Below are 13715 nucleotides of genomic sequence, written 5' to 3'. Positions count from 1 at the left end.
AGCGCCCGGTCGAAAGTGTAGCGGTCGTTCAAGTTGGAGCCTGTCCGGCCGACAGCAGGGTTAACCTGGGAGACCCCGATGCTACCGCCCATCCCGCACAGCCTGGTTCCCGTCACCGCCCAGCAGGACGTGGTGAAGCCGCGCCCGGACATTCCCCCGGTGACGCCGACCAACGAGAGCAGCAACGAGAGCGCGGTGGAGCTGGACAAGCGGCACCCGCAGGAGGCCGAGGAGCTGATGCGCGAGGAGCAGCGCCGCCGCCAGCGCCGTGGTTACACGCCGGCGGAACTGGCCGAGGGGGAGGTCAAGGGCGATGACGAGAAGCTGCTGGAAGAGCTGCCGCGCCAGGGGCTCTGGGTCGACGTGGAAGTCTAGGTTATGTACGAAAAGTGCCTGCGCTCGGCGATGCGTCGTTAAAAATCGGTTCGGAATGCTCATTTACCATTCGTAAACTCGCATGCGAGCCCAGTCCGCTTCCTCACCGTTTTTTGCCTAGCCTCGCCTTCGCTCGACGACTTTTCGTACATAACCTAGGGCAGCTATCCGGTGGACCTGTTCGATTCGCAACCCCTGAACCTGCCCGACGCCTCGCTGGACTACCGGCCGCACTGGCTCGACCCCGCCACCGCCGACGCCTGGTTCCAGCAACTGGCCGCAGAGACGCCCTGGGAGCAGCCGCAACTGTCGCTCCACGGCCAGCGCATCTCGGTGCCGCGCCTGCTGGCCTGGTACGGCGACCCCGAGGCGGTCTACCGCTATTCCGGCCTGATCCATCAGCCGCTGCCCTGGACCCGCCTGCTCGGCGAGATCCGCGCCCGGGTCGAGGAGGTGGCCGGCCAGCCGCTCAACGGCGTGCTGCTCAATTTCTACCGCGACGGCAACGACTCCATGGGCTGGCACAGCGACGACGAGCCGGAGTTGGGCAGCGAGCCGCTGGTCGCCTCGCTCAACCTGGGCGGCCCGCGCCGCTTCGACCTGCGCCGCAAGGGCGGCGGGCGCATCGAGCACTCCCTGCAACTGGAGAGCGGTTCGCTACTGGTCATGGCCGGCGCAACACAGCATCATTGGCAGCATCAGGTGGCGAAGACCCGCAAGCCGGTGGCGCCACGCATCAACCTCACCTTTCGCCTGATCCGGTCCAGACCATGAGTGACGACAAGCTGATCGATTTTGGAGCCGAGCGCAGCAAGCGCATCCACGACCTGCACGACAAGAAGCTGGACGAGATGCGCCAGGTCTTCGAGCAGGCCATGCCATTGACCCGGGGCAAGAGCAAATCCAAGCCCAAGAAGAAGCGTTGATCCTCCCTGCGGCGCCCTGTCGCGGCGCCCACCCTGCCGGACATTGATCCGGATCAATTCCTTCCGCCACACCTCCTCTAATCTGAGCCCATCAAGACAAGGCGCAGCACAAGAAGGAGGCAGCCATGTTCATGGATACAGTGGTTCTCGCCGGCATCGGCACAGTCGCTCTGATGGTCGCCTTCTTCGGTGGCGTCGGTCTCTTCATCTGGAAGGATTCTCACAAGAAGGCCAGGGCAAAGGCCGAGTAATCCTTTCGAAACGTGCACGCAAGGCATTTTGGGCGACTTCGGTCGCCCATTTTTTTGGCTATGTACCCGTTATGTGTTGGTGGCGCAATTCTGCTCTTGTGGGAGCGAGGCCGCGAAACTCGCGGATAAATCCGCTCCCACAAGGCGTGCAACACGCAACAGCTGCCATGCGGAAACGGCCCGCCTGCAATATCAACAGGAAGCTGTAGGTTGGGTTACGCAACCCACCAGCGCAATCGACCGCGCCGCCGGTGGGTTACGCCGGCAAGCGGCTAACCCACCCTACACGTTGCGCGGTCAAGCCCCTCTATCTGAACGCTGCAGCTGCCTGCCCCTGGATTCCCGCCTGCGCGGGAATGACGGTTTCGGAAGAAACTAGAAATTCCACCCCTACCTCGTCATCCCCGCGCAGGCGGGGACCCAGAAGAGCCCGGGCGCTACAACACGTAACAGGCGCACAGCGATTTTCTTGCCTGCCATTCCTGAAGACGTTGTTTCAGGCGACGCTGGCCCGCTCTGCGCACCGAGCGCGTGCGCGGCCGAAACCTCCAAAACGCTTTTGTTTGCCGCGCCGAGTCGCCAGACTGGCGGCATGCCACTCCAGACCCTGCACCGTCTCGCCGATATCTCCGCCGCCGACTGGGACGCCCTGCTGCCCGAGCCGCAGCCGTTCCTGCGCCATGCCTTTCTCTCGACGCTGGAGGACAGCGGCTGCGTCGGCGAGCACAGCGGCTGGCAGGCAGCCCATCGCCTGCTGCGCGACGAGGCGGGCGCGATCCGGGCGGCGCTGCCGGCCTACATCAAGCAGCACTCCTTCGGCGAGTACGTGTTCGACATGGGCTGGGCCGACGCCTGCCATCGCGCCGGCATCGCCTATTACCCCAAGCTGCTCGGCGCAGTGCCCTTCAGCCCGGTGACCGGGCCGCGCCTGCTGGGCGACGCGGGTCAGGCCGGCTTGCTGCTGGACGAACTGGTGGCGGGCCTGCACGGGGAGGGGCTGTCCGGGCTGCACATCAACTTCCTGCGCGCCGAGGACGACACGCTGTTCGAGGACCGTGACGGCTGGCTGCAGCGCCTCGACTGCCAGTACCACTGGCACAACCGTGGCTACCGCGACTTCCAGGATTTCCTCGATGCCCTCAGCTCGCGCAAGCGCAAGCAGCTGCGCAAGGAGCGCGAGCAGGTGGCCGGGCAGGGCATCGACTTCCGCTGGCAGCGCGGCCATGAGCTGGACGAGGCGGACTGGGACTTCGTCTACGCCTGCTACGCCAGCACCTACCATGTGCGGCGCCGCGCGCCATACCTGACGCGCAGTTTCTTCAGCCTGCTGGCCGAGCGCATGCCCGAGGCCATCCGCGTGGTCACGGCGCTTCGCGGCGGGCGCCCGGTGGCGATGGCCTTCAGCCTGGTGGGCGGCGACAGCTTCTATGGCCGCTACTGGGGCTGCCTGGGAGACTTCGACCGCCTGCACTTCGAGACCTGCTTCTACCAAGGCATCGAGATCGCTATCGCCGAAGGGCTGCGGCGCTTCGATGCCCGCGCCCAGGGCGAGCACAAGCTGATCCGTGGTTTCGAGCCGGTGGTCACCCGTTCCTGGCACTATCTGCTGCACCCGGGTCTGCGCGCCGCGGTGGCGGATTTCCTCGCCGAGGAACGGCCGGCGGTGCTGGCCTACGCCGAACAGGCGCGGGAGCTGCTGCCCTATCGCCGTGAGGGCGCCTGACATGCCGCGCCGCCGTCCATGACCCGCGCCCTGTTCATCTGCAGCCGCAACCGCCTGCGCAGCCCGACGGCGGAGCAGCTGTTCGCCGGCTGGCCGGGTGTGGAAAGCGATTCGACCGGCCTGGCGCCGGACGCCGAGGTGCCGCTGTCCGCCGAGCAGGTCGAGTGGGCCGATCTGATCTTCGTCATGGAGCGGGCGCACCAGAAGCGGCTGCAGCAGCGCTTCGGTTCTCTGCTCAGGGGAAGGCGGGTGATCTGCCTGGGCATTCCCGACGACTACGACTACATGCAGCCGGAACTGGTCGAGCTGCTGGAGGCCAGGGTGGGGAGCTATCTGCGGTAGGACTGGGCGATATCCGGTGCGCGCGGCGCACCCTACTTCGTTGCGGGGCGCTGTCGGTAGGGTGCGCTGTGCGCACCGTGTGGCGGGAAACGGCGCAACCGCCCGGGCGGCTGCGCCGGGCGGGGCTCAGAGCTTCTTCGCGTTGAGGATCAGCACCGGCTCCACCGGCACGTTCGCGTGGCCGTTGCGGTTGCCGGTGCGCACGCCGGCGATGCGGTCCACCACGTCCATGCCGCGCACCACCTTGCCGAACACGGCGTAGCCGAAGTCGCGGCCGCCGTGGTTGAGGAAGTCGTTGTTGCCGTGGTTGATGAAGAACTGGCTGGTGGCCGAGTTGACGTCCGAGGTGCGGGCCATGGCGACGGTGCCGCGGTCGTTGCGCAGGCCGTTGTCGGCCTCGTTCTTGATCGGCTTGAAGGTGTCCTTCTGGCGCATGCTGGCATCGAAGCCGCCGCCCTGGATCATGAAGCCCGGGATGACCCGGTGGAACTGGGTGTCCTTGTAGAAGCCGGCGTCGAGGTAGCCGAGGAAGTTCTGGGTACTGATCGGCGCCTTCTCGGCGTTCAGCTCGATCTCGATGTCGCCGTAGCTGGTGGTCAGCAGCACGTGCGGGTTGTCGGCGGCGAGCAGGCTGGTGCTCAGCAGCAGGCCACAGGCGGAAAGGAGAAGTTGCTTCAGCATGGTTGCGAGTCCTTGTTTTCGGGTTGCGGTTGAGTGTGCTCGACCTGGGCGAGGAAGTCGTCCAGGACGGCGTTGAAGCGTTCCGGCTGGTCCATGGGGGTGGCGTGGCGCGAGCGCTCCATCACCACCAGGCGGGCGTTGGGCAGCTCGCGGACATAGGCCTCCTTGACGGCGACCGGGGTGTAGTCGCGGTCGGCCGAGATCACCAGGGTCGGACAGGTGATGGCGGCGAGGCGTTCGCGCACGCTCCAGCCGATGATGGCGTCCAAGCTGGAGAGGTAGGCGCGCTTGTCGTTCTGCGGCCAGCGTTGTTCCACCTTGGCGCGCAGCTCGGCCTGCTCGGGGCGCGGGAACAGCACGCGGCCGAGGCCCTTGCCGATGGTCTCCATGCTCAGCAGGCGCGACAGCGTCCAGCGCTTGGCCAGCTGCCACCAGTCGTTGGCGCTCCTGGCCTTCACCTCGGGTGCGCTGTTGACGATGGTCAGGCTGCGCAGCAGTTCCGGGCGGTCGACGCCCAGTTGGAAGCCGACCATGCCGCCCATGGAGATGCCGACCAGATGCACCCGGGGCAGGCCCAGGTGTTCGATCAGCGCCGCCAGGTCGGCGGCGAAGCCGGCCATGCTGTAGCGCTCGCGCGGCTTGCCGGAGCGGCCGTGGCCGCGCAGGTCGATGGCCAGCACGCGACGGCGCTGCAGCAGGTGCGGAATCTGGTATTCCCAGTCCTGGATGCTGGAGCCCAGGCCGTGGACCAGCAGTACCGGTTCGCCCTGGCCGCGATCCTCGTAGTACAGCTGGCAGCCGTCGTGTTCGAAATAGGACATGGTGCTTTCCTCAGTTCATGGCCAGCGGCGCGGCGAAGGGCGCCTCCAGCGGCGCGCCGTCGAAGTTGCGGATCAGGTCGATGAGGATCTGGGTGGCGGGGCCGAGCACCTTGTCCTTGTTGCTGTAGAGGAAGAAGCGTGGCCGGCGGATGTCGCCCTGCTCCATGGGCAGCGGCTTGAGCACGCCTTCCTCAAGCTCGCGGGCGATCAGATGGCAGGGCAGCCAGGCGAAGCCCAGGCCGCTGCTGACGAAGGTGCGCGCGGTGGGCAGGCTGCCTACCGTCCAGCGCTGCTCGGCGCCGAGCCAGCCGGCGTCGCGCGGCTGCACCCGGCCGCTGTCGCGGGTCACCACCTGCATCTGGCCTTCCAGATCCTGGAAGGTGACGGGCCGCTGCAGGCGATGCAGGGGGTGTTCGGGATGGGCGACGGCGATGAATTCCACCTCGCCCAGTTCGATGGGCAGGTAGCCGGTGATGTTGAGGGCGCTGATCGCCAGGTCGGCGGAGCCTTCGCGCAGCACTTCCTCGACGCCGGACAGCACTTCCTCGCGCAGGCGCACGCGGCAGCCCCGGCTCTGCGGCATGAAGGCGGAGAGGGTGCGCACGATGTTGGCGGTGGGGTAGGCGGCGTCCACCACCAGGCGCACTTCCGCTTCCCAGCCCTGTTCCATGTGGTGGGCCAGCTCCTCCAGCTGGCTGGCCTGCTTGACCAGCTGCCGCGAGCGGCGCAGCAGTACCTCGCCGGCATCGGTGAGCACTGCCTTGCGCCCGTCGATGCGCAGCAGCGGCGCGCCGAGCTGCTCCTGCATGCGCGCCACCGTGTAGCTCACGGAAGACTGCGAGCGGTGCAGCGCCTCGGCCGCCTGGGCGAAGCCGCCGTGGTCGACTACCGCCTGCAGGGTGCGCCATTGCTCCAGGGTCACACGGGGCGCTTTCATCGCCGCTTCCTCTTCTCTACTCTGGGCACCCTCGAAAAAGGAGAACGCCCGATGAAAAAATGCTGCCTCGTCCTGCTCGCGCTGATGCCACTGACCGCCGCCGCCTACCCGATCGAGATCGGCAAGAAGCTGAACGGTGCCGAAGTGTCCGCCACCGGCCAGCAGGTGGACCGCAACATCGGTGCCGTGCTGCTCTACAACTACGGCACCATTCCCGCCAAGTGCTCGGCGGTGTTCCGCAACGGCCCGGAGGCGCCGCGCACCCGCAAGGCGGACGTCAAGGCCGGCGAAACCGCCAACCTCTCCGTCAGGTTCGCGCGCGACATCATCAAGCTGCGGGTGGACCTCACCTGCGAGCAGAGCCTAGAACCGGCTCGGCAATAAATCAACTTTGTCGATTATTTGAAGCGGATAATTGCGCTTTTTTATCTCATAGGCTGACCATAACCTGTGCTCCATCGACCCCCGACACTCGATGGAGATCAGCCTCATGTCCCGCATCCTCGTAATCGAAAGCAGCGCCCGCCAGGAAGGTTCCGTTTCCCGCCAGCTGACCGGCGACTTCATCGCCCAGTGGCGCAAGGCCCATCCGCAGGATGACGTGCAGGTCCGCGACCTGGCCGTCGAGCCGGTGCCGCACCTGGACGCCACCCTGCTCGGTGGCTGGATGAAGCCCGCCGAGCAGCAAAGCGACATCGAACGCGCCGCGGCCGCCCGCTCCAACCTGCTGACCGACGAGCTGCTGGCCGCCGACGTGCTGGTGCTGGCCGCGCCGATGTACAACTTCGCCATCCCCAGCACCCTGAAGTCCTGGCTGGACCACGTGCTGCGCGCCGGCGTCACCTTCAAGTACACCGAGACCGGCCCGCAGGGCCTGCTCACCGGCAAGCGCGCCTACGTGCTCACCGCCCGTGGTGGCATCTATGCCGGCAGTGGCCTGGATCACCAGGAACCCTACCTGCGCCAGGCGCTGGCCTTCATCGGTATTCACGACGTGCAGTTCATTCACGCCGAGGGCCTGAACATGGGCGCCGAATTCCAGGAGAAGGGAATCGCCAAGGCGCGCGAGCAGGTGGCCCAGGTCGCCTGATTTCCCTCGCAGCCTCTCGCCGGCCCGCACGCGCGGGCCGGTTTGCGTGCTCAGGCCCTGTCGGCCAGCGCGAGCTTGACGCCCAGCAGCGCCAGCACGCCGCCGACCCCGCGCTCCAGCCATAGGCCCAGGCCCCGGCCGATCCGCAGCCGCTGTCGGGCGAACACGGTGGAGAGCGCGAGGAAGTGGCACCAGAGCATGCCGTTGACGTTGAAGATCGCGCCCAACAGCAGGAAGGCCAGGGCCTTGTGCTCGGCGTCCGGGTGGATGAATTGCGGCACGAAGGCGAGGAAGAACAGCGCCACCTTGGGATTCAGGAGATTGGTCAGGAAGCCCTGGGCGAAGATCCGTCCGTGGGACAGCGGCGGCAGCGCATCGGCCACCGCATCGTTGTCCCGGCGCCGGGTCAGCAGCATGCCGATGCCGATGTACAGCAGGTACGCGGCGCCGACCAGCTTGACCAGCATGAACGCGGTGGCCGAGGTGGCGAGCAGGGCGGACATGCCCAGCGCGGCGGCGACGATATGGACGCAGGTGCCCGCGCCGATGCCCAGCGCCGCCATCGAGCCGGCGCGCCATCCCTGGCTGGCGCTGCGGGCCATGACCAGCAGGGAGTCGGGACCGGGCGCCATATTCAGCAGCAGGCCGGAGACGATGAACAACGCGAGATCGTGGGTGCCGAGCATGGCCGGATGCCTGTGAGGGGGGAGCGATGGATTCTGCGTCGTTCCTGTACATCCGGTCAAAAGCCGTAGGGGCGGTAAATGCGGCGCCCGTCAAATTCTGCCGAACCTCATGATCGTCATGGATGACGTAGGTATCGCCGCACATAGGCGGGTTTTTCCGTATTTTCGGCGCCGCTGCCGCGCCGGGCACCCATTCGCCGCCAGTCCGACCCAGCTTCGCCGTGGCAGCGCTACGGGCCCCGGCTGTGGCACACTCTGCGTTTTGCAGCGTTGCGCGCCACTGCCTGGCCTCCGAATCGCCGCAGCCTGAATTCGCACCGTCGGTTCGCCGCGGGAGCAACCGTCAAGCCAGCCGCTTCGGGCGGCCACAGAAGAAGAGGAATGTCCCGTGCACAAAGCCGTAATCAGTGGCACTGGTCTGTATACCCCGGGCAACAGCATTTCCAACGAAGAGCTGGTGGCCTCCTTCAACGCCTACGTCCAGCTGTTCAACAGCGAGCATGCCGCGGCCATCGAGCGCGGCGAGGTGGAGGCGCTGAGCGAGTCGAGCGTGGCTTTCATCGAGAAGGCTTCCGGTATCAAGAGCCGCTTCGTCATCGACAAGGACGGCATCCTCGACCCCCGGCGCATGGTGCCGCGCATCCCCGAGCGCTCCAACGAGGAGTGGGGCATCCTCTGCGAGATGGGCGTGGCCGCGGCGAAGCAGGCGCTGGAGCGCGCCGGCCGCACCGTTGCTGATATCGATGGCGTCATCGTCGCCTGTTCCAACCTGCAGCGCGCCTACCCGGCGGTCGCCATCGAAGTGCAGGCGGCCCTGGGCATCGAGGGCTGGGGCTACGACATGAACGTGGCCTGCTCCTCGGCCACCTTCGGCATCCAGGCGGCGGCCACCGCGATCCAGACCGGCCAGGCCCGCGCGGTACTGATGGTCAACCCGGAAATCTGCACCGGCCACCTCAACTTCCGCGACCGCGACAGCCACTTCATCTTCGGTGACGCCGCCACCGCGGTGATCATCGAGCGTGCCGACCAGGCCACCTCCGCCCACCAGTGGGACATCCTGGGCACCAAGCTGCTGACCCAGTTCTCCAACAACATCCGCAACAACTTCGGCTTCCTCAACCGCGCCGCGGAAGAGGGCATCGGCGCCCGCGACAAGCTGTTCGTGCAGGAAGGCCGCAAGGTGTTCCGCGACGTCTGCCCGATGGTCGCCGACCTGATCGCCGGGCACCTGGCCGAGCACCAGCTGAACGTCAGCGACGTGAAGCGCTTCTGGCTGCACCAGGCCAACCTCAACATGAACCTGCTGATCGCGCGCAAGCTGCTCGGCCGCGACGCCGAGCCGGACGAGGCGCCGGTGATCCTCGACACCTACGCCAACACCAGTTCGGCCGGCTCCGTGATCGCCTTCCACAAGAATCAGGACGACCTGCCCTCCGGCACCGTGGGCGTGCTCAGCTCCTTCGGCGCGGGCTACTCCATCGGCAGCGTGATCCTGCGTCGGCACTGAGCCTTCGCCCGCCGGCGCCCGTCCTGGCGCGCCGGCCGCTCCGTTCTTCCTCGATGATTCCGGGCGCCTCGTGTTGCGAGGCGCCTTGCCGTGCCTCGTCTCTTATTACCTAAAGCGTTGAAAAGTTCCCGTGTCATCGAACTTTCATATAAAAGCAACTGCGCTGAAATAACCCCCCGCCAAGATTCCCCCCCAACGCAGGGCCGTTGCCCAGTGTTTTCCAAAGACCAATAGGGGAATCCTTCGATGAAGCACTTCGCCGGTTTTGCCGCCAGCGCCCTGGCTCTGGCCATCTCCGCCCAGGCTTTCGCCGGCACCGTCACCACCGACGGCGCCGACCTCGTGATCAAGACCAAAGGAGGCCTGGAAGTAGGCACCACCGACAAGGAATTCAGCTTCAAGCTGGGTGGCCGCATCCAGGCCGACTACAGCCGCTTCGATGGCTTCTACACCAAGAACGGCGACACCGCCGACGCCGGCTACTTCCGCCGCGCCTTCATCGAGCTGGGCGGCGTGCTGTACAAGGACTGGGCCTACCAGATCAACTACGACCTGTCGCAGAACTCCGGCGGTGACAACCGCAAGGAAGACGGCTACTTCGACGAGGCCTCCCTGGCCTACAACGGCTTCGCGCCGCTGTCCATCAAGGTCGGCCGCTTCGACCCCGAGTTCGGTCTGGAGAAGGCCACCAGCTCCAAGTGGGTGACCGCCCAGGAGCGTACCGCCGCCTATGACCTGATCGACTGGACCAACGGCCACAATGGCGGCCTGGGCATCCAGCTGTCCGGCAGCGCCGCCGATTCCTTCTACGGTTCCGTGGGCGTGTTCTCCAAGGACGCCACCAACACCACCAAGGATGGCGACAGCACCACCCAGTTCAACCTGCGCGGCGTGTTCGCACCCCTGCACGAAGCCGGCAACGTCCTGCACTTCGGCGTCAACTTCGCCCAGCGCGACCTCTCCGACACCGCCTTCGACGGTCGTATCCGCAGCCGCCTGGGCATGCGCGGCGTCAGCACCGACGGTGGCCAGGATGCCGGTGACAACGGCAACCGCCTGACCCTGGGCGGCGCCGAGGTCACCCCGGCTGGCGCCTTCGGCGACGACACCGCCTGGGGCCTGGAAGCGGCCTGGGCCATGGGCCCGTTCTCCCTGCAGGGCGAATACGTGGCGCGCACCCTGGAAGCCGACTCCAACGGCTACGACGACATCGACGCCGAAGGCTACTACGTGCAGGCGGCCTACACCCTCACCGGCGAGGCCCGCAACTACAAGCTCGGCAAGTTCGATTCGGTCAAGCCGTCGAACAAGCAGATCGGCGCCTGGGAAATCTTCTACCGCTACGACCACCTGAGCGTCGACGACGACAACGGCAGCTTCGCCTCCCGTGACGACGTCGAAGGCAAGGTGCACAACCTCGGCCTGAACTGGTACGCCAACGAGTCCGTGAAGATCAGCGGCGCCTACGTCAAGGCCAAGGTGGACAACGCCACCAACAGCAATGGCGACGACGATGGCGACGGCTTCGTGGTTCGCGCCCAGTACGTGTTCTAACAACAGCCAGCTCCAACTCGCTCCTTTCCTGGCCCCGCATCGCGGGGCCTTTTTTATGGCTGTGTCCCCGATGTTGCAGTGCCCTGACCTTTTTTGGATCCCCGCCTGCGCGGGGATGACGAGGTGGGGAGGACTCCTGCCGAGAACTGTCATTCCCGCGCAGGCGGGAACCCAGGGGCGGGCAACTGCAGCGCTCAGATAGAGGGGCCTGACCGCGCAACACGTCGCGGGGGCATAGCTTTTTATTGCTATCTCCTCGCTACCTCCTGCTGTTGCGCAGGTGCGGCCGGGCGGCGAACCGTTTCAGACGCGGATTTCGCGGATGAATTCGCTCCTACAGGGCGTGCAAACGGGAACATGGAGCCGCACTTGTAGGGTGCGCCATGCGCACCGGCGATCCCGCGCATGGCCCCGGTGCGCACGGCGCACCCTACGGGACCGATCGCCCCCTCATGACCCACCGCCGGCTGCTAGCCTTTCTTGAGCCGCGGATGGGGCCGCGCGCCTGGAGGAAGCATGGTGTACGTGCAGAGGGATGCGGAGGGGCGGTTGCTGCGGGTCGAGCACGAGCCGTTCGAGGGCATGACCGAGACGCTGGCGGTCGAGAGCGAGGAGCTGCACCGCTGGCTGGCGGCGCGCGAGGAGGTCAAGGCGCGGCTGGCCAGCCTCAAGGAGTCCGACTTGGAGCTGGTGCGGGTGCTGGAGGACGTGGTCGGCGTGCTGGTGGGCAAGGGCCTTATCCGCTACACCGACCTGCCCGAGGCGGCGCGGCGCAAGCTCGACCGGCGTGCGGTGACCCGGGCCGAGATCGAGGGGCTGGGCGGCCTGCTGGGCGACGACGACCACCCCTTGATCTGACGCGGCGCCCTCAGCCCTGCCAAGGCGCGGGCGCGCCGACCAGCCGGCCCATGGCGCCATGGATGCCGAGTTCCCTGAGTACCTCCAGCTCGCCTTCGCTCTCCACCATCTCGGCTATCAGCGGCAGGTCGATGCTGTTGGTGGCGCGGAATATCGCCTCGATGAACACGCGCTTGTCGTCTTCCCGGTCGATGGCGCGGATGTAGCTGCCGTCGATCTTCAGGTAGGCGAGGCCCATGTGGGTCAGGTTGCCGATCAGGCTGAAGCGTCCGCCGAAGTGCTGCAGCCCCAGCTGGTAGCCGGCCTCGCGCACCCGCTGGCTGAGCCGCTCCAGTTCCGCCGGCGGCGGCAGGAAGCGCTCGTCCAGTTCCAGGGTCATCAGCTCGCCCTGGCGGGGATGCTGGTGGAGCAGCGCCAGCAGTTTCTCCAGGCTGGCGGCGTCGCGCAGGGTGGCGGCGGACAGGCTGAGGGCCAGCGGCTGCGGGTGCCGGGCCAGGTGCGCCAGGCTGTGTTCGAGCATCGCCAGGTCGAGGCGGGTGGCCCAGCCCAGGCGCTCGATCCAGGGCAGGAAGCGGCCGGCGGCCACCGCCTCGCCGCTGGGGTCGAGCAGGCGCGCCAGCACCTTGCGGTGCAGCACCCGCGCGGTGTCCGCGCAGGCCACCACCGGCTGGAAGTACAGCTGGAGCATGCTCCGGCTCAGGGCCTCGTCGATCCACAGCCGCCATTCGTGCTCGCCTTGGCCGACGCTCGCGTCGAAGTCGTCCAGGCGTTCCCAGGCCCGCTCGCCATCGCTCTGCGCCTGGGCCAGGGCCTGGTCGGCGCGGCCGATCACGTTGGCCATCGTCTCGCCGGGGCGGAACGCGGCGATGCCCAGGTGGGCCACCGGGGTGCGGTCGCTGGCGCCGGTCTGGCGCAGGTTCTCCAGGCTGTCCATCAGTTCCTGGGCGAGGCGGTCGGCGTCCTCGGCCGCCAGCCCCGGGGCGAGCAGGGTGAATTCGCCGCCGCGGTTGCGCGAGGCCAGCCAGTCCGGAGCGCCGCGCTGTTCCAGCAGGCGCTTCAGCAGTTCGCCGATGCTGTGGATCAGTGCATCGCTGCGCTGGCCGCCGAGGCGCTGGTTGAGGCCGCCGAGGTCGTTGAGACGCAGGAACATGAGGTAGCCGGCGGCATTTTGCTCGGTCACCGCCAGCTGGTTGGCCAGCTTGATCTCGAACAGGCGGCGGTTGGCCAGGCCGGTGAGGCTGTCCTGATAGGCTTCCTCGCGCAGCTTCTCGCTGCGCGCGGCCTCCTCGGCGAACAGCTGCTTGAGCTTCTCCACCATCTGGTTCATCGCCATCACCACGCGCTTGAGCTCGGGCGTGCGCGGCACCTGGGGCAGGGTGAAGAACTCGCGGCGGCTGATGGCCTGGGCCTGCTGCACCATGGTGTCCAGCGGGCGCAGCTGGGTGCGCAGCAGCCAGCCGCCGAGGATGGCGCTGACCACGCCGCACAGCAGCAGCCACAGAAGGCTGCCGATGGCGCCGTCCCACAGCTTGGCCAGGGCGAACTGTGGGTGGCTGAGCACCTCGACCCGCGCCGCCTGTTCCCAGCCGCGCATGATCAGCGCGTCGCCACCTTCCGGCTGCAGGTCGACCAGCTCGACGAACCATTCCGGCACCCGGTCCGAGGTGGTGTCGGTGCTGCGCTCGACCAGCACTTCGCCGTCGGCGATGCGCACCACGCGGATGGTGGCGAAGTAGCCGCTGTCGAAGATCGAGCTGACCATCAGCTCGATCATCGCCGGGTCGTCGACGTGGGGCGTCATCGACAGGCCCAGCGCCGTGGCGGCGTCCTGGGCGTGGGAGCGCAACTGGCTCAGGAGCTGTTCGCGGGAGGTCTCGACGCTGGCGACGAAGCTGCCGGCGAAGGCCACCACGAGGAACAGGCAGATGGCGAGAAACAACTGTTTCAACAGGGACATAGGC

At 67.0% G+C, this 13715-nt stretch carries 16 protein-coding genes; 11 read left to right on the top strand and 5 right to left on the bottom strand.

Going from position 1 to position 13715, the window contains the following annotated elements; all coding sequences use genetic code 11:
• Window positions 1-78 precede the first annotated feature (78 nt).
• From N7640_RS03835 to N7640_RS03810, 6 genes are all read left to right on the top strand, one after another.
• Window positions 79-375, top strand: a complete 297-nt coding sequence (locus N7640_RS03835) for an aspartate-semialdehyde dehydrogenase (protein ID WP_279903696.1) — start codon at window positions 79-81, stop codon at window positions 373-375.
• Between the two features lie 171 nt (window positions 376-546).
• The gene (locus N7640_RS03830; protein WP_279903695.1) at window positions 547-1149 is read left to right on the top strand and encodes an alpha-ketoglutarate-dependent dioxygenase AlkB; all 603 of its coding nucleotides are present in this window, start codon (window positions 547-549) and stop codon (window positions 1147-1149) included.
• Entirely contained in the window at window positions 1146-1301 is a 156-nt protein-coding gene (locus N7640_RS03825; RefSeq protein WP_220812994.1) for a hypothetical protein, read from the top strand. The genes N7640_RS03830 and N7640_RS03825 overlap by 4 nt, the downstream gene beginning before the upstream one ends.
• Window positions 1302-1426: 125 nt before the next feature.
• Complete coding sequence (gene ccoM, locus N7640_RS03820; protein ID WP_279903694.1) at window positions 1427-1552, top strand: cytochrome c oxidase subunit CcoM; 126 nt, start codon at window positions 1427-1429, stop codon at window positions 1550-1552.
• A 592-nt stretch (window positions 1553-2144) separates the two neighbouring features.
• The gene (locus tag N7640_RS03815) at window positions 2145-3275 is read left to right on the top strand and encodes a GNAT family N-acetyltransferase (protein ID WP_279903692.1); all 1131 of its coding nucleotides are present in this window, start codon (window positions 2145-2147) and stop codon (window positions 3273-3275) included.
• An 18-nt stretch (window positions 3276-3293) separates the two neighbouring features.
• Window positions 3294-3617, top strand: coding sequence for a low molecular weight protein tyrosine phosphatase family protein (locus N7640_RS03810; protein ID WP_279906179.1), 324 nt, complete (start codon window positions 3294-3296; stop codon window positions 3615-3617).
• Window positions 3618-3743: 126 nt separating this feature from the next.
• Here the strand turns inward: N7640_RS03810 and N7640_RS03805 are convergent, their stop codons facing one another.
• From N7640_RS03805 to N7640_RS03795, 3 genes are read right to left on the bottom strand one after another with little or no spacing between them, the layout of a single operon-like run.
• Window positions 3744-4298: a peptidylprolyl isomerase gene (locus tag N7640_RS03805; protein ID WP_220812991.1), complete on the bottom strand. Its 555-nt coding sequence runs from the start codon at window positions 4296-4298 to the stop codon at window positions 3744-3746.
• Window positions 4292-5119, bottom strand: a complete 828-nt coding sequence (locus N7640_RS03800) for an alpha/beta hydrolase (protein WP_279903690.1) — start codon at window positions 5117-5119, stop codon at window positions 4292-4294. The genes N7640_RS03805 and N7640_RS03800 overlap by 7 nt, the downstream gene beginning before the upstream one ends.
• Before the next feature lie 10 nt (window positions 5120-5129).
• The gene (locus N7640_RS03795; RefSeq protein WP_220812989.1) at window positions 5130-6056 is read right to left on the bottom strand and encodes a LysR family transcriptional regulator; all 927 of its coding nucleotides are present in this window, start codon (window positions 6054-6056) and stop codon (window positions 5130-5132) included.
• A 51-nt stretch (window positions 6057-6107) separates the two neighbouring features.
• On the opposite strand from N7640_RS03795, the gene N7640_RS03790 reads away from it, so the two are divergent.
• Window positions 6108-6440, top strand: coding sequence for a 3-phosphoglycerate kinase (locus N7640_RS03790; RefSeq protein WP_220812988.1), 333 nt, complete (start codon window positions 6108-6110; stop codon window positions 6438-6440).
• A 106-nt stretch (window positions 6441-6546) separates the two neighbouring features.
• Window positions 6547-7146 carry an FMN-dependent NADH-azoreductase gene (locus tag N7640_RS03785; RefSeq protein ID WP_220812987.1) on the top strand — a complete coding sequence of 200 codons (600 nt, stop codon included), beginning with the start codon at window positions 6547-6549 and terminating at the stop codon, window positions 7144-7146.
• A gap of 50 nt (window positions 7147-7196) precedes the next feature.
• On the opposite strand, the gene N7640_RS03780 is transcribed toward N7640_RS03785, so the two are convergent.
• The gene (locus tag N7640_RS03780) at window positions 7197-7832 is read right to left on the bottom strand and encodes a LysE family translocator (RefSeq protein ID WP_220812986.1); all 636 of its coding nucleotides are present in this window, start codon (window positions 7830-7832) and stop codon (window positions 7197-7199) included.
• Window positions 7833-8220: 388 nt separating this feature from the next.
• Between N7640_RS03780 and N7640_RS03775 the strand changes: the two genes are divergently transcribed.
• The 3 genes from N7640_RS03775 (at window position 8221) to N7640_RS03765 (ending at window position 11754) form a co-directional block, all read left to right on the top strand.
• Window positions 8221-9342, top strand: a complete 1122-nt coding sequence (locus N7640_RS03775; protein WP_220812985.1) for a beta-ketoacyl-ACP synthase III — start codon at window positions 8221-8223, stop codon at window positions 9340-9342.
• A gap of 246 nt (window positions 9343-9588) precedes the next feature.
• Window positions 9589-10896 (top strand): porin, encoded by a 1308-nt coding sequence (locus tag N7640_RS03770; protein WP_220812984.1) that lies wholly within the window; start codon window positions 9589-9591, stop codon window positions 10894-10896.
• A 516-nt stretch (window positions 10897-11412) separates the two neighbouring features.
• The gene (locus tag N7640_RS03765) at window positions 11413-11754 is read left to right on the top strand and encodes a tryptophan synthase subunit beta (RefSeq protein ID WP_220812983.1); all 342 of its coding nucleotides are present in this window, start codon (window positions 11413-11415) and stop codon (window positions 11752-11754) included.
• Between the two features lie 10 nt (window positions 11755-11764).
• Here N7640_RS03765 and lapD read toward each other — a convergent pair whose 3' ends face one another.
• Entirely contained in the window at window positions 11765-13711 is a 1947-nt protein-coding gene (gene lapD, locus N7640_RS03760; protein ID WP_279903687.1) for a cyclic di-GMP receptor LapD, read from the bottom strand.
• Between the last annotated feature and the right edge of the window lie 4 nt (window positions 13712-13715).

The organism is Pseudomonas sp. GD04015, from assembly GCF_029837675.1.
GTDB classification, from domain to species: domain Bacteria; phylum Pseudomonadota; class Gammaproteobacteria; order Pseudomonadales; family Pseudomonadaceae; genus Aquipseudomonas; species Aquipseudomonas paralcaligenes.
This window is presented reverse-complemented; position numbering and strand designations above follow the sequence as displayed.

What these genes read in the sequence shown, in the direction of transcription:
- N7640_RS03785 (WP_220812987.1), top strand. Translation starts at nt 6,547, where the DNA reads ATGTCCCGCATCCTCGTAATCGAAAGCAGCGCCCGCCAGGAAGGTTCC.
- N7640_RS03770 (WP_220812984.1), top strand. Translation starts at nt 9,589, where the DNA reads ATGAAGCACTTCGCCGGTTTTGCCGCCAGCGCCCTGGCTCTGGCCATC.
- N7640_RS03835 (WP_279903696.1), top strand. Translation starts at nt 79, where the DNA reads ATGCTACCGCCCATCCCGCACAGCCTGGTTCCCGTCACCGCCCAGCAG.
- N7640_RS03815 (WP_279903692.1), top strand. Translation starts at nt 2,145, where the DNA reads ATGCCACTCCAGACCCTGCACCGTCTCGCCGATATCTCCGCCGCCGAC.
- N7640_RS03790 (WP_220812988.1), top strand. Translation starts at nt 6,108, where the DNA reads ATGAAAAAATGCTGCCTCGTCCTGCTCGCGCTGATGCCACTGACCGCC.
- lapD (WP_279903687.1), bottom strand. Translation starts at nt 13,711, where the DNA reads ATGTCCCTGTTGAAACAGTTGTTTCTCGCCATCTGCCTGTTCCTCGTG.
- N7640_RS03810 (WP_279906179.1), top strand. Translation starts at nt 3,294, where the DNA reads ATGACCCGCGCCCTGTTCATCTGCAGCCGCAACCGCCTGCGCAGCCCG.
- N7640_RS03795 (WP_220812989.1), bottom strand. Translation starts at nt 6,056, where the DNA reads ATGAAAGCGCCCCGTGTGACCCTGGAGCAATGGCGCACCCTGCAGGCG.
- N7640_RS03800 (WP_279903690.1), bottom strand. Translation starts at nt 5,119, where the DNA reads ATGTCCTATTTCGAACACGACGGCTGCCAGCTGTACTACGAGGATCGC.
- N7640_RS03780 (WP_220812986.1), bottom strand. Translation starts at nt 7,832, where the DNA reads ATGCTCGGCACCCACGATCTCGCGTTGTTCATCGTCTCCGGCCTGCTG.
- N7640_RS03765 (WP_220812983.1), top strand. Translation starts at nt 11,413, where the DNA reads ATGGTGTACGTGCAGAGGGATGCGGAGGGGCGGTTGCTGCGGGTCGAG.
- N7640_RS03825 (WP_220812994.1), top strand. Translation starts at nt 1,146, where the DNA reads ATGAGTGACGACAAGCTGATCGATTTTGGAGCCGAGCGCAGCAAGCGC.
- ccoM (WP_279903694.1), top strand. Translation starts at nt 1,427, where the DNA reads ATGTTCATGGATACAGTGGTTCTCGCCGGCATCGGCACAGTCGCTCTG.
- N7640_RS03805 (WP_220812991.1), bottom strand. Translation starts at nt 4,298, where the DNA reads ATGCTGAAGCAACTTCTCCTTTCCGCCTGTGGCCTGCTGCTGAGCACC.